The sequence below is a fragment of the Blastococcus sp. SYSU D00669 genome (assembly GCF_054050715.1).
The window spans coordinates 20,111-38,047 of sequence record NZ_JBJGZV010000001.1 but is presented as its reverse complement, the minus strand read 5'-3'; the positions used below and the strand labels follow the sequence as shown (position 1 = coordinate 38,047).

16 protein-coding genes are annotated in these 17,937 nt (G+C 76.0%); 10 read left to right on the top strand and 6 right to left on the bottom strand.

The genetic code is table 11. The features are described from left to right. Positions 1–2: 2 nt before the first annotated feature. Positions 3–2,822, bottom strand: a complete 2,820-nt coding sequence (locus ACI8AF_RS00165; RefSeq protein WP_456537627.1) for a SpoIIE family protein phosphatase — start codon at positions 2,820–2,822, stop codon at positions 3–5. 189 nt (positions 2,823–3,011) lie between these two features. Between ACI8AF_RS00165 and ACI8AF_RS00160 the strand changes: the two genes are divergently transcribed. Then, a complete protein-coding gene (locus ACI8AF_RS00160) occupies positions 3,012–4,100 on the top strand; it encodes an EAL domain-containing protein (protein WP_456537626.1) in 1,089 nt (362 codons plus the stop codon). Positions 4,101–4,168: 68 nt separating this feature from the next. Continuing rightward, complete coding sequence (locus tag ACI8AF_RS00155; RefSeq protein WP_456537625.1) at positions 4,169–4,342, top strand: DUF1059 domain-containing protein; 174 nt, start codon at positions 4,169–4,171, stop codon at positions 4,340–4,342. 49 nt (positions 4,343–4,391) lie between these two features. On the opposite strand, the gene ACI8AF_RS00150 is transcribed toward ACI8AF_RS00155, so the two are convergent. After that, entirely contained in the window at positions 4,392–5,315 is a 924-nt protein-coding gene (locus ACI8AF_RS00150) for an aldo/keto reductase (protein ID WP_456537624.1), read from the bottom strand. A 333-nt stretch (positions 5,316–5,648) separates the two neighbouring features. Here ACI8AF_RS00150 and ACI8AF_RS00145 point away from each other — a divergent pair, with 333 nt between their 5' ends. The 7 genes from ACI8AF_RS00145 (at position 5,649) to ACI8AF_RS00115 (ending at position 11,685) form a co-directional block, all read left to right on the top strand. Further along, the gene (locus ACI8AF_RS00145; protein ID WP_456537623.1) at positions 5,649–5,933 is read left to right on the top strand and encodes an HU family DNA-binding protein; all 285 of its coding nucleotides are present in this window, start codon (positions 5,649–5,651) and stop codon (positions 5,931–5,933) included. An 84-nt stretch (positions 5,934–6,017) separates the two neighbouring features. Then, a complete protein-coding gene (locus ACI8AF_RS00140) occupies positions 6,018–7,271 on the top strand; it encodes a serine hydrolase domain-containing protein (RefSeq protein WP_456537622.1) in 1,254 nt (417 codons plus the stop codon). A gap of 13 nt (positions 7,272–7,284) precedes the next feature. After that, the gene (gene folP, locus ACI8AF_RS00135; RefSeq protein ID WP_456537621.1) at positions 7,285–8,145 is read left to right on the top strand and encodes a dihydropteroate synthase; all 861 of its coding nucleotides are present in this window, start codon (positions 7,285–7,287) and stop codon (positions 8,143–8,145) included. Positions 8,146–8,172: 27 nt separating this feature from the next. Further along, entirely contained in the window at positions 8,173–9,102 is a 930-nt protein-coding gene (locus tag ACI8AF_RS00130; RefSeq protein WP_456537620.1) for an acetamidase/formamidase family protein, read from the top strand. 41 nt (positions 9,103–9,143) lie between these two features. Continuing rightward, complete coding sequence (locus ACI8AF_RS00125; RefSeq protein ID WP_456537619.1) at positions 9,144–9,527, top strand: VOC family protein; 384 nt, start codon at positions 9,144–9,146, stop codon at positions 9,525–9,527. Positions 9,528–9,597: 70 nt separating this feature from the next. Then, positions 9,598–10,023, top strand: coding sequence for a PaaI family thioesterase (locus ACI8AF_RS00120; protein ID WP_456537618.1), 426 nt, complete (start codon positions 9,598–9,600; stop codon positions 10,021–10,023). Positions 10,024–10,089: 66 nt separating this feature from the next. Next, positions 10,090–11,685 (top strand): 4-coumarate--CoA ligase family protein, encoded by a 1,596-nt coding sequence (locus ACI8AF_RS00115; protein ID WP_456537617.1) that lies wholly within the window; start codon positions 10,090–10,092, stop codon positions 11,683–11,685. Positions 11,686–11,731: 46 nt separating this feature from the next. Here the strand turns inward: ACI8AF_RS00115 and ACI8AF_RS00110 are convergent, their stop codons facing one another. Beyond that, complete coding sequence (locus ACI8AF_RS00110; protein ID WP_456537616.1) at positions 11,732–12,427, bottom strand: hemerythrin domain-containing protein; 696 nt, start codon at positions 12,425–12,427, stop codon at positions 11,732–11,734. An 81-nt stretch (positions 12,428–12,508) separates the two neighbouring features. On the opposite strand from ACI8AF_RS00110, the gene ACI8AF_RS00105 reads away from it, so the two are divergent. After that, a complete protein-coding gene (locus ACI8AF_RS00105) occupies positions 12,509–15,862 on the top strand; it encodes a BTAD domain-containing putative transcriptional regulator (RefSeq protein WP_456537615.1) in 3,354 nt (1,117 codons plus the stop codon). Between the two features lie 7 nt (positions 15,863–15,869). Here ACI8AF_RS00105 and ACI8AF_RS00100 read toward each other — a convergent pair whose 3' ends face one another. Genes ACI8AF_RS00100 through ACI8AF_RS00090 form a run of 3 tightly spaced genes read right to left on the bottom strand, consistent with a single transcriptional unit; the run spans position 15,870 to position 17,875 of the window. Further along, positions 15,870–16,577, bottom strand: coding sequence for a hemerythrin domain-containing protein (locus ACI8AF_RS00100; RefSeq protein WP_456537614.1), 708 nt, complete (start codon positions 16,575–16,577; stop codon positions 15,870–15,872). Between the two features lie 45 nt (positions 16,578–16,622). Then, on the bottom strand, positions 16,623–16,787 hold the full coding sequence (locus tag ACI8AF_RS00095) for a hypothetical protein (protein ID WP_456537613.1): 165 nt from the start codon (positions 16,785–16,787) through the stop codon (positions 16,623–16,625). A gap of 59 nt (positions 16,788–16,846) precedes the next feature. Next, a complete protein-coding gene (locus ACI8AF_RS00090; RefSeq protein WP_456537612.1) occupies positions 16,847–17,875 on the bottom strand; it encodes a nitronate monooxygenase in 1,029 nt (342 codons plus the stop codon). Between the last annotated feature and the right edge of the window lie 62 nt (positions 17,876–17,937).

Here is a 17,937-nt window from a genome sequence, read left to right as displayed (position 1 = left end):
CCTCAGCGCAGGACGCGCGGGGAGGGCGCGGTGCCCGGCGGGACGAGCTGCGGGCCGGCCCCGGGCGGCCGCGGGCGGTCCTCGGGGTGCAGGCGGACGGCGAGCAGGGCGACGTCGTCCTCGGTGTCGGGCAGGAACAGCCGGGTGAGCACCCGGTCGCACAGCTCGGCCAGCGGCAGCCCCACGCAGCCGCGCAGCACCTCGACCAGCTCCGCCGTCCCCGCGTCGATGTCGCGGTCGCGGCGCTCGACCAGCCCGTCGGTGTAGAGCAGCACCGTCGAGCCCCGCTCGATCTCGGCGACGTGGTCGCAGCGCTCGGTGTCGTGCGCCACCCCCAGCAGGAGGTCGAACGACCCGCCGTCGAGCACGGTGACCGCGCCGTCGGCGCCGAGCACGATCGGCGGCAGGTGCCCGGCGTTGGACCAGCGCAGCAGCGCCCGCCCCCCGGCGAGGTCGTCGGGGGTGCGCTCGAGCCGGGCCACCAGGCAGGTCGCCATGGTGTCCAGCGCCAGGCCGTGGACGGCGCGGTCGAGCTCGGTGAGCACCCGCGCCGGGGAGGCGCCGCTGGAGTAGCTGATGCCGCGCAGCAGGCCCCGGACCTGGCCCATGGAGGCCGCCGCGCGGCTGTCGTGGCCGACGACGTCGCCGATCGCGAGCACCGTGGCGCCGTCGGTCTGCAGGAACGCGTCGTACCAGTCGCCGCCGATCTCGGCCCCGGTGGCCGCGGCGGCCGGCACGTAGCGGACGACGATCTCGCTGTGGTCGGGCTCCGGCGGAGCCGTCAGCATGCTGCGCTGCAGCGTCTCGGCGAGGGCCCGCTGCTGGACGAACAGCCGCGCGTGCTGCAGCGCCAGCCCGGCCCGGCGGCCCACCTCGATCGCGGTGTCCACCTCGGCGGCGGAGTGCGGCCCGCGGTCGGGCCCGTTCAGCAGCCCGAGGGCGCCGAGCGTCTGACCGCGGCCGGCCAGCGGCACGATCGCGCTGGAGACCGCGCCCAGGCGGGCGAACAGCTCGCGCAGCGCGGGGTCGGGCAGGATCCGCTCCAGGTACTCCTGCTCGATCACCGGCATCACGACCGGCCGGCCGGTGCGCGACACCCGGTGCGGGCTGGCCTCCTCGGTGGCGCCGGCGAGCATCGACCGCACGTACTCGTCCACCTCGGCCCTGCGGGCGGGGTCGCGGTGACCGGTGGCCATCTCGTGCAGCCGGCCCTGCTCGTCGGTGACGACCAGCCAGCACCAGTCACCGAGGGCGGGGACGACGAGCGAGGTCAGCTCCTCGATCTGCGCGCTGATGTCGACGGTGTCCGACAGCACCCGGCCGACGTCGGCGAGCAGCTGCAGGTGCCGGTTGGCCTCGGCCATGGCCGTGACGGCGGCGTCGCGCTCGGCGTCGGCCTGCAGGCGGGACACCGAGAGGGCGATCTGCGCCGTGAGCGCGTCGAGCACCTCGAGGTCGTCCCCGGCGAAGGGGTGCTCCTCGGACCAGACGACGACGAAGCTGCCGAGCACCCGCCCCTCGACCCGCAGCGGCAGCGCGGCGAGCGCGTGCACGCCGATCACGTCGGTGATCTCGGCCATCTTCGGGAACCGGGCCCGCGCCTCCTCGGCGGAGGACAGGAACACGCGCCGGCCGTGCCGCGCCACGTACTGGGTGGGCAGCGAGTCGTCGAGCTCGATCTCGACGCCCCCGGGCGGCAGCTCGACGTCGGCACCGGTGCGGACGGCGTCGACGAGCCAGTGGGTCAGGTGCAGCCGCAGCGGCGCGCCGCCGGGGTCGAAGACGGCCAGCGCGCTGGAGCGGGCGCCGAGCACCTGGGCGCCGCGCTGGGCGATGCCGGCCAGCTGCTCGATCCGCGTCGCGTTGGCCATCTCGGCGGCCACCTCGGCGATGGCCGCCGCCCGCTGCACGGCGGACAGCCGGCGCTCGGACTCCTCGCGCGCGTCGGTGACGTCGACGACGGTGCCGAGGACGCGCACCGCCTCCCCGCCGGGGTCGACGACGACGCGGGCGCGCGAGACGGTCCACCGGACCGCGCCGTCCGTCCGCAGCACCCGGCACTCCGCGACGAACTCGCCGCGCTCGGCCAGCGCGGTGGCCATCGCCTCGCGCACGCCGGCGTGGTCGTCGGGGTGGATGTGCTGCATCAGCTGGTCGAGGTCGTCGAGCTGGACCGCGCCCTCGAGGCCGAAGATCGCCGCGGCGCGCTCGTCCCAGAACACGGAGCCGGTGCGCAGGTCGCGCTCCCAGATGCCGACCGAGCCGGCCTCCAGGGCCACGTCCAGCCGCGCCGACGACGCGCCCACCGCCGACTGCGCGGCCGAGAGCTCGAGCTCGGCGACGACCGACGCCGACAGCTGCTCGAGCAGCCGGGCGGCGTCGTCGGTCCAGGACCGCGGTGTCGTGTCGTAGACGGCGAGGACGCCGACGACGTGCCCGGACGCCGCGACCAGCGGGGCGCCCAGGTAGGCCTGCACCTGCCCGGAGGTGACCGCGGGCAGGTGGGCCACCCGCTCGTCGTCGCGGGCCGAGGGGATGTTCAGCGGCTCACCCTGGCGGACGACGATCTCCGACAGCGCGCCGGTGAGCAGCGCCGGGCCGCCGATGACGCCGGCCGGCAGGCCGTGCCCGCCGACGACGGTGTCCTGGTCGGTGAAGATGGTGACCTTGGCGTGGCCGGCGCCGACGAGGCGGGCGGCGAGCGCGGAGAGCCGGTCGAACGCCGCCGGGCCGGGGACCTCCACGAGCAGCCGGCGGGCGCTGGCGATGCGGTGCCGGTCGCGGAGCACGTCGACGGGCGCAGGAATGGGCAGTGCCGACACGCACGTCTCCCCTCGAGCTCCCGGCAGCGGCGGGCGCACTGCTGGACCCGCGGTCGGACCCATGCTGTCACGTCGGTCCGTGCGAAACCGGATCGTCCCTCGAAGTGACGGCGCGCCGCCCTCCCCCGGACGGGTGATCCGCCCCGACCCGCCGTTCACGCCCGCCGCCGCGGCGCCGATCCGTGAACCGTGCCCGGGACCCTCACCCTGCCGGACTGCCGGCCGCTGCTGGCGTCCCCGGACGACCTCGCGCTGGCCTTCCAGCCGATCGTCGACCTGGCCGGCGCCACCGTCGCCGGCTACGAGTCGCTGGCCCGCTTCCCCGGCACCGCCGGCCCCGACGTGTGGTTCGCCGCGGCCGAGGAGGCCGGCCTGGGCGCCGAGCTCGAGGCGCTGGCCGTCCACAAGGCGCTGGCCGCCGTCCCCGGCCTGCCCGACAACACCTTCCTGACCGTCAACGTCAGCCCGCACCTGCTCGGCAGCGACCCGGTGCAGCGGGCCCTGGCGACCCGCCGCGACCTGACCCGCGTCGTCGTCGAGCTCACCGAGCACACCCCGGTCGACGACCTGGCCGCGCTCAAGCGGCAGGCCGACGAGCTGCGGGACCGCGGCGCGCTCATCGCCCTGGACGACGCCGGCTCCGGCTACTCGGGCCTGCAGCAGCTGGCCGCCCTGCGCCCCCAGGTGGTCAAGCTCGACCGGGCGCTGGTCGGCGACGCCGACTCCGACCCGGTGCGCGTGGCGCTGGCCGAGATGGTCGGCGAGTTCGCCGGCCGGATCGACGCCTGGCTGCTGGCCGAGGGGCTGGAGACCGCGGGCGAGCTGGCCGCGTTCATGCGCCTGGGTGTCCCGCTGGGCCAGGGCTGGGTGCTGGGCCGGCCGTCGTCCGGGTTCGCGCCGCTGGCGCCGGAGGTGGTCCGGCTGGTGAAGGGCCAGGCCGCCCGCGTCCGGCTCACCGAGAGCGTCGCGAGCCTGATGCGCCCCGTCCGGCAGGTGCCGGCCACGCACGCCGCCGACGCCCCGCCCCCCGCCGTCCTGGTCGGCTCGTACGGCGAGCCGCTGCACCTGGTCCTGCGCGACCCGCGCACGGCGCAGACCTACGTCGCCCCGGTGTCGCTGCGGGTCCACCCCTCGGCGGGCATCGGCGAGACGCTGCAGCGCGCGCTCACCCGTGCGCCGGCGGAGCGCTTCGACCCCGTGCTGGTGACCGACCAGGTCGGCGCCGTCCTCGGCCTGATCCGGCTCGAGGACCTCGCCTCGGCCCGGCACGCGAGGTAGCCGACCCCAGACCCCGGGCGTCCGACCGGACGGCTCGGCCGCGCACCGCCCCCGACAAGGAGTCCACCGTGACGACCTTCGCCTGCGGCGACGTCATCCTCGGTTGCAGCGCCCGGTTCTCCGCCGCCGACGACGCCGGCATCCTCAGCCAGGTCGCCGGCCACGCCGCCCACGACCACGGCGTCACCGACGTGACCCCGGAGCTGGTCCAGGCCGTCCGGGACCGCATCATCGCCGTCTGAGCCCTCGTGGAGTCCCGCGGCAGCGTTTTCCGCGCCGTGGGACTCCGGATCAGCTCGACGCGTCGGTGAGGAGCTGCCGCTCGTCGTCGGCGAGCCGCAGGTCCTGCATCGGCAGCAGGTCGGCCAGCTGCTCCACGTTGCGGGCGCTCGCCAGCGGCGCGACCACGGTCGGCTGGTCGGCCAGCCAGCGCAGCGCCACCGCCGAGCCGGTCACCCCGTGGGCGTCGGCGACCTGCGCCAGCGCGGCCAGGATCCGGTCGCCCCGCTCCCCCACGTGCTCGGCGGCCTTCGCCGCCCGCGGGGAGTCCACCCGCTCACCGGCGCGGTACTTGCCGGTCAGGAAGCCGCGGGCCAGCCCGAAGTAGGGGAAGGTGCCCAGGCCGTGCTCGGCGACCACGTCGCGCAGCTCGTCCTCGAACCGCGCCCGGTCGACCAGGTTGTAGTGCGTCTGCAGCCCGACGTAGCGGGTGACGCCGAGCTTCTCGGAGGTCTCCAGCGCCTCGGTCAGCCGCGCCGCCGAGTAGTTCGACGCCGCGACGTACCGCACCTTCCCGCTGGTCACGAGCTCGTCGAACGCGGTCAGCGTCTCCTCGAGCGGCGTCGTCGTGTCGTCGTAGTGGGCGTAGTACAGGTCGATCCGGTCGGTCCGCAGGTTGCGCAGCGACTGCTCGGCCGCCGTCCGGATCTCCACCGCCGAGAGCGGGTGCTCCTTCTCCATCGGCGAGGCCTTGGTGGCCACGACGAACCGGTCGCGGAGCCCGCGCTCGGCCAGCCACGCGCCCAGCAGCTGCTCGGAGCGGCCGCTGCCGTACATCTCCGCGGTGTCGACGAACGGGCTGACCGTCGACGGCGTCGCGTCGAGGTAGCGGTCGAGGACGGCGAAGGAGCTGGGCTCGTCCGCGGTCCAGCCGAAGACGTTGCCGCCCAGGCACAGGTCGCTGACGGTCAGGTCGGTCCCCGGGATCACTGGCACGCCGGCCACGCTATAAGAGGCCCCCCTGCCCCCCGCCGCTCGCACGCTCGCAGCGGGCCCCCGCAGGGGGCCACTGAACCCCCTCACCAGCCCCCGGAACGGACCGGTACGGCTGTGACTCCAGGGATTTCCCACCCCCCGCAGTGGCGTGATGGCTGGTCGGCATGGCACGGTGCCCCCTGGTCCGGCCTCCTGACGAGGCCGGATGCAACCGGGCGGTCCGCGGCCGTGCGGTCCCCGGGGGAACTCCCCGACGCGGCTGACGCGTCGGAGGAGGACGGGGGCCGGCACCAGCCGCGCCCGGGCGCCAGACACGACACCGAGAGGAACCCTGTGAACAAGAGCGAACTGGTCTCCGCCATCGCCAAGCGCGCCGACGTGCCCGCGTCGACCGTCACCTCGGTCATCGACGGCCTCCAGGAGGAGCTCGTCGAGGCGATCACCCGGGGCGAGAAGGTCGCGGTCTCCGGCCTGCTGACCGTCGAGCGCACCCAGCGGTCGGCCCGGACCGGCCGCAACCCGCAGACCGGCGAGACGATCGACATCCCGGCCGCCAACACGGTCAAGGTGACCGCCGGCTCCAACCTGAAGAAGGCCGCCGGCAACGTCCCGGTCTGATCCGGACGGCACGGCGCCTGCCCCTGCGTCAGGATGCGGGGGCAGGCGCCGGCGCCGTCCAGGGAGCCATCCATCGGAGGAGACGTGACGGAACTCGAGGTGACCACCGACCCCGGTGAGGTCGGGTTCGACCCGGGACGGCTGTCCCGGCTGGACCGCCGGCTCGCCCGCTGGGTCGACGAGGGGCGGATCCCGGGCTTCCTGGTCACCGTCTCCCGGCACGGGCGGCTGGTGCACGTCGGCACCGCCGGACGGCGGAACGTCGAGGAGGGGCTGCCGGTCGAGGCCGGCACCCGCTGGCGCATCTTCTCGATGACCAAGCCGGTCACCTCGGTCGCAGCGATGATGCTGTACGAGGAGGGCGCGTTCGAGCTGAACGACCCGATCGCGAAGTGGCTGCCCGAGTTCGCCGAGCCGCGGGTCTACGTCGCCGGCTCCGCCCAGAAGCCGGTCACCCAGCCGGCGCTGGAGCCGATCCGGGTGCGGCACCTGCTCACCCACACCTCCGGGCTCACCTACGGCTTCCACCACGCGCACCCGTGCGACGCGATGTACCGGGCCGCCGGCCACGAGTGGGGCACCCCGCCCGGCGCCGACTCCGCCGAGGTCTGCCGGCAGTGGGCGGCCATCCCGCTGGTGTTCCAGCCCGGCAGCGAGTGGAACTACGGCGTCTCCACCGACGTCCTCGGCCGGCTGGTCGAGGTGCTCTCCGGGCAGCCGCTCGACGAGTTCTTCGAGCAGCGGATCTTCGCGCCGCTCGGCATGCGCGACACCTCGTTCGGCCTGCGGGACGGCGACGAGCCCGAGTCGCTGGCCCGCCTCTACGCCGCCGTCCCCGGTCCGCCCGGCGGGGCGCCGACCGGCTTCGCCCCGCTGGACGCCATGGGCGCCGCCGCCCACGCCAAGCCCGCGTTCCTCTCCGGCGGCGGCGGGCTGGTCTCCACCGCCGGTGACTACCTGCGCTTCTGCGAGCTGCTGCGCCGCGGCGGCGACCACGACGGCGGGCGGCTGCTCGGCCCGCGGACGATCGCGCACATGGTCCGCAACCACCTGCCCGGCAACCAGGACCTGGAGAGCTTCGGCCGGCCGCTGTTCGCCGAGACCCCGCTGCGCGGGGTCGGGTTCGGCCTCGGCTTCTCGATGGTGATCGACCCGGTGCGCTACGGCGTCGTGTCCAGCGTCGGCGACTACAGCTGGGGCGGGGCCGCGTCCACCGCGTTCTACGTCGACCCGGTGGAGGACGTCGTCGTCACCTTCTACACCCAGCTGCTGCCCTCGAGCACGCTGCCGATCCGCAACCACCTGCGGCAGCTGGTCAGCCAGGCCCTCGTGGACTGACCGAGGAACCCGCGTGCTGCGCATCGGCTCGCTGGACGTGCCCGACGGCGCGTTCGTGATCATGGCGATCGTGAACCGCACGCCCGACTCCTTCTACGACCGCGGGGCCACCTACGAGCTGCGGGCCGCCGTCGAGCGGGTGCACCGGGTGGTCGCCGAGGGCGCCGACATGGTGGACGTCGGCGGCGTCAAGGCCGCGCCCGGTGAGGAGGTCGACGCCGCCGAGGAGATCCGCCGCACCGTCGACCTGATCGCCGCGATCCGCGACGCCCACCCGACGCTGCCCCTCTCCATCGACACCTGGCGGGCGTCGGTGGCGCGCGAGGCGCTGGCCGCGGGCGCCGACGTCGTGAACGACGCCTGGGGCGGGGTGGACCCGGAGCTGGCCGGGGTCGCCGCCGAGGCCGGCGCCGGGCTGGTGTGCACGCACGCCGGCGGCCTGCCGCCGCGCACCCGGCCGCACCGGATCGCCTACGACGACGTCGTCGCCGACATCGTGGGCCGGACGACGGCGCTGGCCGAGGCCGCGGTGGCGGCCGGGGTGGACCGCGAGCGCGTGATGGTCGACCCCGGCCACGACTTCGGCAAGAACACCCGGCACTCGCTGGAGGCCACCCGGCGCCTGGGCGAGCTGGTCGCCACCGGCTGGCCGGTGCTGGTCGCGCTGTCGAACAAGGACTTCGTCGGCGAGACCCTCGACGTCCCGCTGGAGGAGCGGCTCACCGGCACGCTGGCCACGACCGCGGTCAGCGCCTGGCTCGGGGCGCGGGTGTTCCGGGCGCACGACGTCGCGCCGACCCGGCAGACCCTCGACATGGTCGCCGCGATCCAGGGCACCCGCCCGCCCGCGCGCACCACCCGCGGCCTGGCCTGAGAGCGGTCGCCCCGCAGGATGGGCGGCATGGCGGAGATCCCCACCCTCGAGCCCGACGCCCGCACGCTGCACGGCTGGTTCGACCGCGACCTGCCGCCCGTGCTGGGCGTCGACCCCGGGACGACGGTCCGCTTCCGCACCCTCGACTCGGGCTGGTTCCTCGAGCCGCACACCGGCGACGTGGCCACCCGCCGCCGCGCGCCCGAGCACACCGAGGGTGCCGGCCACGCGCTCACCGGACCGGTCGAGGTCCGCGGCGCCTCCCCCGGCACGGTGCTCGCCGTCCGGATCGACGACGTCGTCCCCGGCGCCTGGGGGACGACGTACGCCGGGCTGCGGCCGACCGCGTGGAACGTGCGGCTCGGCATCGATCAACCGGCCGTCGTCCCGTGGGAGATCGACGGAGGCACCGCGCGCAGCTCCGTCGGCACGGTCGCCGTCCGGCCGTTCCTCGGCGTGATGGGCATGCCGCCGGCCGAGCCCGGGCGGCACTCGACGATCCCGCCGTACTGGCACGGCGGGAACCTCGACTGCCGCGAGCTGGTCGCCGGCGCGACCCTCTACCTGCCGGTACCGGTCGAGGGCGCGCTGTTCAGCGTCGGCGACGGGCACGCGGCGCAGGGCGACGGCGAGGTGAGCGGGACGGCGATCGAGTGCCCGGTCGAGCGCGCCGACCTCACCCTCGACGTCCTGCCCGACCTGTTCGGCCGGCCGCTGACCACCCCGGTGGCCGACACCCCGGCCGGCTGGGTGGCGATGGGCCTCGGCGACGACCTCGACGAGGCCGCGGCCGACGCGCTGGACGCGATGCTCGGCCTGCTCGGCGCCCTGCACGGGCTGGGCCGGTCCGAGGCGATGGCGCTGGCCAGCGTCGTGGTCGACCTGCGGGTCACCCAGGTGGCCAACCAGGTGTTCGGCGTGCACGCACTCCTCCCGCGGGGCGCCGTGCGGGCATAGCGTTCCGCCGTCCGTCAGGAGCTCGTGGAGGAGGTGGCGGGATGTCCGGTCGGGTCGTGCACTTCGAGATCCCCTTCGACGACGGGGACCGTGCGCGCAGCTTCTACAAGGAGGCGTTCGGCTGGCAGCTGATGGAGATGCCCGAGATGGACTACACGATCGTCTCGACCGGCCCCAGCGGTGAGCAGGGACCGACCGAGCCGGGGTTCATCAACGGCGGGATGCTCTCCCGGCGGATCGCGGCGACGACGGGCCCGGTGGTCGTCGTCGACGTGGAGAGCATCGAGGTCGCGCTGGAGCGCATCGGTGAGCTGGGTGGGTCGACCGTCGTGGGGAAGACGCCGGTCGGCGACATGGGCTTCGCCGCCTACGTGACCGATCCGGAGGGCAACGTCGTCGGCCTCTGGGAGACCGCCGCCGGCTGAGCCCCTCCCGCTCTCGGCGCCGGAAGCGGTCCCGCTTCCGGCGCCGAAAGCGGGAAGTAGGTTCCCCCGCATGGCCGCCACCGGGTTCCACACCGCCGACGAGCTCAACGACCTGCTCCCCGGCACGCTGCCCGGGCTGCTCGGCCTGCGGATCACCGCCCATGAACCGGGGCGGCTGGAGGCGCGCCTCGACGTCCGCCCCGAGGTGCTCGCGCCCAACGGCTACCTGCACGCGGCCACCGTCGTCGGCCTCGCCGACACCGCCTGCGGCCTGGCCACCCGCGCGCTGCTGCCCGAGGGGGCCAGCGGCTTCACCACCATCGAGCTCAAGTGCAACTACCTCGGGACGGCGCGCGACGGCGGCATCGCCGTCGTCGCCACCAACGCCCACGCCGGGCGGACGACGCAGGTGTGGGACGCCGTCGTCCGCGCCGAGGGCAGCGAGAGGACCATCGCGCTGTTCCGCTGCACGCAGTCGGTGCTCTGGCCGAAGTGACCCCCGGGTAACCCCCGTCCCCCGGGATGTGAGACTGGCGCCACACCGCATCGCGAGGAGGAATCCGTGGCCCTGGCCAGCCCCTACCCCGACGTCGAGATCCCGGATCTGTCGGTACCCGAGTTCGTCCTGGCCGCGGGGCGCGAGCGGCCGGACTCCCCCGCGCTGATCGACGGCCTCAAGGGCGACACCATCACCCACGGCCAGCTCGCCGCCTACGTCGACCGGGTCGCCGCCGCGCTGCACGAGCGGGGCCTGCGCAAGGGCGACGTCGTCGCCGTCTTCTGCCCCAACACGCCCTGGTACCCGGTGGTCTTCCACGGGATCGCCGCCGCCGGCTGCGTGATGACGCCGATCAACTCGCTGTACACGCCCGAGGAGATCGCCTTCCAGCTGCGCGACTCGGGCGCCAAGGTCGTCATCACGATCTCGCTGTTCATGGACCGCGTCGGCGCCGCGGTCGAGAAGAGCCCGGTCGACGAGGTCGTCGTCATGGACGGCATGGAGGGCCACGCCTCGCTGCTCGACCTGCTCGGCAGCCAGGCGCCGTCGGTGCAGGTCGACATCGACCCGGCGACCGACCTGGTCACCCTGCCCTACTCCAGCGGCACCACCGGCCTGCCCAAGGGCGTCATGCTCACCCACCGCAACCTGGTGGCCAACGTCGCCCAGTGCCGGCCGCTGATCCGGCTCGGCGAGGAGGAGCGGATCATCGCCGTCCTCCCGTTCTTCCACATCTACGGGCTGACCGTGCTGATGAACCAGGGCCTGGCCTGGGGCGGCGCCGTCGTCACGCTGCCGCGCTTCGACCTCGAGGACTTCCTGCGCACCATCCAGGACCACAAGATCACCCGCGCGTTCGTGGCGCCGCCGATCCTGCTGGCCCTGGCCAAGCACCCGCTGGTCGACCAGTACGACCTCTCGTCGCTGACCTCCATCCTCTCCGGCGCCGCACCGCTGGACGAGGCGCTGGCCAACGCCGCCCAGGAACGGCTGCGCAAGGGCGCCGACTCCGGAGTCACGGTGGCGCAGGGCTACGGCATGACCGAGCTGTCGCCGGTGTCGCACACGACGCCCGACCCGGGCGCCGAACCGCCGGGCGCCGCCGGGGCGGTGCCGAAGGGCTCGGTCGGCTACGCCATCCCGAACACCGAGTGCCGGCTGGTCGACCCGTCCACCGGTGAGGACGCCGCCGACGGCGAGCGCGGCGAGCTGTGGATCCGCGGCCCGCAGGTGATGAAGGGCTACCTGAACAACCCGTCGGCCACCTCCGACACGGTCGACGCCGACGGCTGGCTGCACACTGGGGACGTCGCCGTGGTCGACGGCAACGGCTGCTACACCGTGGTCGACCGGGTCAAGGAGCTGATCAAGTACAAGGGCTACCAGGTGGCCCCGGCCGAGCTCGAAGCCGTGCTGCTGACCAGCCCGGACATCGCCGACGCCGCGGTGATCGGCGTCAAGGACGAGGCGACCGGCGAGGAGCTGCCCAAGGCGTTCATCGTGCGGGCGCCGGGCTCGGAGATCTCCGAGCAGCAGGTCATGGACTACGCCGGGGAACGGCTCGCGCCGCACAAGAAGATCCGCGCGGTGGAGTTCATCGAGCAGGTGCCGAAGTCGGCGGCGGGCAAGATCCTCCGCAAGGACCTCAAGAACAGGTGAGGACCGGAGTGGATCCGTGCCCGTCACCTGCACGGATCCACTCCGCTCAGCCGAGGACGGCGTCGCGGCGGCGGGCGTAGCGCTTCGCGCCCAGGCTCAGCAGCAGCCGCGTGCGCGGGTCGGCGTCGGCGAGCACCTGCGACAGCTCCGCCGGGTGGCACTGGTCGGCGACCCACGGGACGACGAAGAGCAGCCGGCTCAGCGGGGTGTCGGCGCGCAGCCGGTCGACCGCGCGGGCCATCTCCTCGCCGGTCACGTGCGCGTGCAGCAGCGGGAAGACCACCGCCTCCTCCACGGCGAGGTGCTCCTCGACCAGGTCGGCGATGTTCCACAGCACCGGTGCGAGCAGCGGCGCGCCCGAGCTCGGGCAGCGGGCGAACACCGGCAGCACCGACCAGGCCTGCGCCAGCAGCCGCTCCAGCGCGACGTGGTGGGCGGTCAGCGGCGCCAGCTCGGCCCAGTCGTCGGCGGAGACGATGGTCAGCGGCCACAGCGCGGCGTCCTCGTGCACCAGGTGCGCGCCGACCTCGCTGAGCACGGCCTGCGCGAACTGGGTGATGCCGCGCTGCCGCCGCCCGTCGCAGGCGTCGTCGCGGGCGATGCCGTCCACGGCCTCGGCGAGCAACCGGGTGCCGGAGCGCAGGGCGCGGTGGACCAGCGTGAAACCGGTCAGGTCGGGGGCGGCCGGCTCGGTGCGGCTGGTCGGGGTCCGGTCGGCGCTGGTCGGAACGGTCGTCGTCATGGCGGTCACCTTCGACGGAACCGCTGGTGAGGCGCTTGCGTCCCGCTTGCGCCCCGGCTTGCACGTAGGCTGCGCGGCGCTATGACGGTGGAGTTCGGGGTGCTGGGCGGCGTCTGGGCGGCCCTGGACGGCGACCCCGTCGACCTCGGCGGGCACCGGCAGCGGTCCGTCGTCGCCCGGCTGCTGGTCGCGCGCGGCGCCGTCGTCCCCGCCGACCTGCTCGTCGGCGACCTCTGGCACGCCGAGACCCCGCCGCGCGCCCAGGCCGCCCTGCAGGCGCACATCAGCCACCTGCGCCGCTCGCTCGAGCCCGACCGGCCGCCGCGCGCACCGGCCCGCCTGCTGGTCACCGTGCCGCCCGGGTACGCGCTGCGCCCCGACGACGAGGCGGTCGACGCGCTGCGCGCCGCGCGGCTGCTGGCCGAGGGCGACCGGCTGGCCGGCGACGACCCGGCCGCCGCCCGCGACCGCTACGCCGCCGCCCTGGAGCTGTGGCGGGGACCGGCCTACGCCGAGTACGCCGACGAGCCGTGGGCCGCGCCCGAGGCCGCCCGGCTCGGCGAGCTGCGGCTCACCGCGGTCGAGCGCTGGGCCGCCGCGTCGCTCGACGTCCCCGGCGGCCCCGACCCGCTGGCCCAGCTGCGCGCGCACGTCGCCGAGCACCCGCTGCGCGAGGAGGGCTGGCGGCTGCTCGCGCTGGGGCTGTACCGGGCCGGCCGGCAGGCCGACGCGCTGGCCGCGCTGCGCGAGGTGCGCGGCCGGCTGGCCGACGAGCTCGGCGTCGACCCGGGCCCGGCGCTGCGCGCGCTGGAGGACGACGTCCTCGCCCAGGCGCCGCACCTCCTGCACCCGCCACGGGTGTCCGCGCGTGCTGGTGCTCCGCATGCACCGCGCACGCAGAGCCCCAGCACGCCGGAGGACATCCCCGGGCCTGCGCTGGTCGGCCGGGACGCCGAGCTGGCCGCCCTGCACGCGGCGGCGTCCGCGGCGGCCGGCGGGCGGTTGCAGGTCGCCGTCGTCACCGGCGAGGCGGGCAGCGGCAAGTCGGCGCTGGTCGAGCGGCTGGCGTCCGACCTCGCCGCCGAGGGCTGGACGACGTGCACCGCCCGCTGCCCCGAGACCGACGGCGCCCCCAGCGGGTGGCCCTGGACCGAGGCGCTCGGCCGGCTGGCCCGCACGCACCCCCCCGCCGGACCCGACCGGCTCGCCCCGCTCCTCGGCGACGCACCCGAGCACGCCGCCGGCGACGCCGCCGCCTCGCGGTTCCGGCTGCACCGCGCCGTCGCCGGCTGGCTGGCCGAGGTCGCCGCCGCCGCGCCGCTGCTCGTCGTCCTCGACGACCTGCACCGCGCCGACCAGGAGACCGCCGCCCTGCTGCTCGACGTGGTCGCGGCGCTGGAGGGCGCCCGGGTGCTGGTCGTCGTCGCCACCCGGCCCGAGCCGCTGCCCGAGCTGGACGCCGCGCTCGCCGCCCTGGCCCGCCGCTCGCCGCTGCGGCTCGCGCTGGGCGGGCTCGACGACGAGGCGGTCGGGCGCCTGGTGGACGACGTCACGGCCACCCCGGTCGACGACGCCGTCCGCGCCACCATCGCCGAGCGCACCGGCGGCAACCCGTTCCTCGTCCGCGAGCTGGCCCGCCTGGTCTCGGGCGGCGCCGACGTGGGCGCGGTGCCCAGCGGGGTGCGCGACGTCGTCCGGTCGCGGCTGGCGGCCCTGCCCGCGCAGACCGGCAGCCTGCTGCGGCTGGCCGCGGTCTGCGGCCGGGACGTCGACGTCGACGTGCTGCTCGCGGCCGCGCAGGCCGACGAGGACGACGACGCCGTGGTCGACGCCCTGGAGTCGGCGCTGGTCAGCGGCCTCCTCGTGGAACCGGGGCCGGGGCGGCTGCGGTTCGTGCACGCGCTGGTGCGCGACACGCTCTACCAGGACCTCTCCTCGCTGCGGGCGACGCGGCTGCACGACCGGGTGGCACGAGCACTGGAGGAGCTGCGGCCGGGCGACGTCACCGCCCTGGCGCACCACTCGGAGGCCGCCGGGCCGGCCCGGGCCGCGGCGACCGCGCACCACGCCGCGGCCGCCGCCGAGCTGGCCGAGCGCCGCTTCTCCTACCGCGACGCCGCGCAGTGGTGGCAGCGGGCGGCGCGGGCGGCCGCGACCGCACACCCGGACGACGAGGCCGGACGGCTGCGGCTGGTGGCCCGCGGGGCGCGGGCGGCGACGCTGGCCGGCGACCTGCCCACCGGCCGCGGGCTGCGCGACGCGGCGCTGCCGGAGGCCGAGCGGCTGGGCGATCCCGTGGTCACCGCGGAGGTGCTGCTCGCCTGCGACGTCCCCACGATGTGGATCCCCCGGCACACCGCCGTCGACGACCGGGTCGTCGCGGTGGCCGAGCGGACCCTCGCCGCGCTGCCCGACCGGCCCGACCTGCGCAGCCGGCTGCTCGGCGTCATCGCCTTCGCGCTCTCCGGCGCCCCCGACCCGCGCGGCTACGAGGCCAGCCTGGAGGCCGTCGAGCTGGCCCGCGCCACGGGCGACCCGCTGCTGCTCGCCTCGGCGCTGAACGCCCGCTACCTGAACACCTACCGGTACGGCGGGCTCGACGAGCGCGGCCGGCTGGGCCGGGAGCTGCTGGAGCTGGCGCAGCGCCAGGATCTCGGCCTGTTCGAGGCGACCGCGCGGCTGGTGCTGGTCCAGCACAGCTGCGGCGTCCTCGACCTGGCGGCCGCCGACGAGCACGCGGCCGAGGCCGAGCGCCTGGCGCTGGCCCTCGGTCTGCCGCTGCTGCGCGGCATCGCCACCTGGTACCGCGGCCTGCGCGCCGCGCTGGCCGGCCGGTACGACGAGGCCGAGGAGGCCTACGGCACCGCCGTCGGCCAGGTCGGCGAGACCGGCTTCTGGGCCGACCAGGCGCACGCGCTGTGGTGGATCTCGGTGTTCTGCCTGCGCGTCGCCGCCGGCCGCCACGACGGCCTGGCCGAGTCGACCCGCGCCATGTACGACACCGCGCCCGAGGACGCGCACGAGGTGCTCGCCGCCGCGCTCGCCCTGGAGGACCGGCTGGACGAGGCCCGGGAGCTCGCCGCCACCCGCTACCCGGTCGGCCAGGACTTCTTCACGCCGCTGTGGCTCTACCTGCGCGGGGTCCTCGGCCTCGCCGTCCGCGACGAGGAGCGGGTCGCCGAGGCCTACGCCGGGCTGCTCCCGCACGAGGACACCGTGTGCGGCGCCTGGACGGCGACGGTCGCCCTCGGCCCGACCGCCACCCTGCTGGCCCGGCTGGCCGCGCACCGCGGGGACGCCGCGGCGGCGGCCCGGCACCAGCGGACGGCGGTCGAGGTGGCCCGGCGGACCGGCAACCCCGACTGGGTCACCGCCGCCGAGCACGCTCTCGACCGGGCTTCATCGCGATCGAGCACGGGTGCTTCATCGCGATGAAGCACCGTCAGGCGCCGGTCACCAGGGCGTGACGGCGGTGCCAGCGGCGCTCGCCGAGCCTGAGCAGCAGCCTCAGCGGCGCCGGGGCCTCCCCCAGCACGGCGGCCCGCTCGGCGGGGGTGCACTGCCCGATGACCCACGGCAGCACGAACAGCAGGTGCGCCGGGCTGGAGCCCTTCTGGAACTCCTTCTCGCAGGCGGCGAAGTCCTCCGCCGAGACGTGCGTGCGGATGACCGGGAAGACCTCGGCCTCCTCCTCGGCGATGTGCTCGTCGAGCAGGTCGGCCATGCCGGTGAGCACGGTGCCCAGCGGCGCGGCGGTCGCCCGGAGGTCGGCGCCGGGAGCGGCGAAGGCGGCCAGCGCCTGCTCGGCACGGGTGAGGACGGCGTGCAGCTCGGTGTGGTCGTCGGTGAGCGGCTCGAGGTCGACCGCGGCGCCGGCGGAGGCGGCGATCACCGGCCACAGGACGTCGTCCTCGCGGCTGTGGTGGACGTGGATCTCGGCGAGCACCTCGGTGGCGAAGTGGACGACCGCCCGGTGGCGCTCGGGCGGGCACGGGGCGCCGGTCGCGATGCCGGTGACCGCCACGGCGAGGTCGCGGGTGCCCGAGCGCAGCGCCCGGTGGATGAGGGAGAAGCCGGTGAGGTCGGCCTCGGGGTCGCCGGCGCGGCGGGGGGTCACGGGGAAGGGCAGCGGCGGGGTCTTCGTCGTCATGGCCCCACCGTCGCCCGGGCCGCTAGCGAGCCACTTGCCGGTGACTCAGCGGCCGGACGACGCCGAGGCGGCGGCGCACCACAGGTAGGCGGCGGCCGTGGACGACCGGGTGGCCGCGGCCCGCCGCGCCCGCGTCCGGGCGCGCGCGATCGCCCGCGCCCGCTCCACCTCGCGCACCGAGGTGACCAGCTCAGAGGTCTGCAGCGTCATGGACCGGACCCTGGTGCCCGCCGCTTGCGGCCGGCTTGCAGCGCGCTGGAGGCGTCCTGTCAGAGGCCGCGGGCGAGCTCGGTGAGGACGTCGGCGGCCGGCCCGGTGCGGGCGAGCCGGTGCCCGGTGCCGGCCCACAGGTGCAGCCGGTCGGCGTCCCCGGCGGCCGCGGCGGCGGCCCGCAGCTGCCGCGTCAGGTGGTGGACCTCGGGGTAGCCGAGCGGGGCGGACGCCGAGTACCGCTCGAGGAAGCCGTTGCGCAGCCCGCGGGCCGGTCGGCCGGTGAAGGCGCGGGTGAGCGCGGTACCGGGGAACCGCGGGTCGACCAGGGCCTCCCGGTGGGTGGGGTGCGCGCCGCTCTCGTCGGTGCGCAGCAGGGCGGTGCCGACGACGGCCGCCGCGGCACCGGCCGCGACGGCGTCGCGGACCTGCGCGGTGGTGGCCAGGCCGCCGGCGGCCAGCAGCGGCAGGTCGGTGACCGCGCGGACCCGGGCCAGCAGCTCGGGCAGCGGCACCGCGGGCAGCGGCCGCGCCGGGTCGTGGACGCCGCTGTGCCCCCCGGCGTCGGTGCCCTGCACGACGAGCCCGTCGGCGCCGGCCTGCTCGGCGGCGCGGGCCTCGTCGGCGGCGGTCACGGTGACCAGCACGGCGCTGCCCGCCCGGCGGAGCGCCCGCACCACGTCGGCCGGCGGCACGGCGAAGGTGAAGCTGACGGCGGGCACCGGGTCGGCGAGCAGGAGGTCGACCTTGGCCCGCCAGCCGTCGTCCTCCCAGCGGGGGTCGGCGCCGGCCAGGTCGAGGCCGTAGGGCGCCCCCTCGCCGGCGATCTCGCGCGCGTACCGCCGGAAGTCCGCCTCGGCCATGGGGGTGGAGGAGGGCAGGAAGAGGTTCACGCCGAACGGGACGCCGGCCGCCCGCACCTCGGCGATCTCGGCCGCGACCGCCTCGGGCGCCTTGTAGCCCGCGGCGAGGAACCCGACGCCGCCCGCCGTCGCCGCGGCGAGCACCAGCGGGGGCGTGCCGGCGCCGCCGGCCATCGGCGCGGCGAGGACCGGCAGGTCCACGTCCAGGAAGTCGAGGGCGGCCACGGCTGCAGGGTCCCACCGCGAGCGGGCCAGCGGTGGGGGGCAGCGTGGTCCTTCTAGGGTCG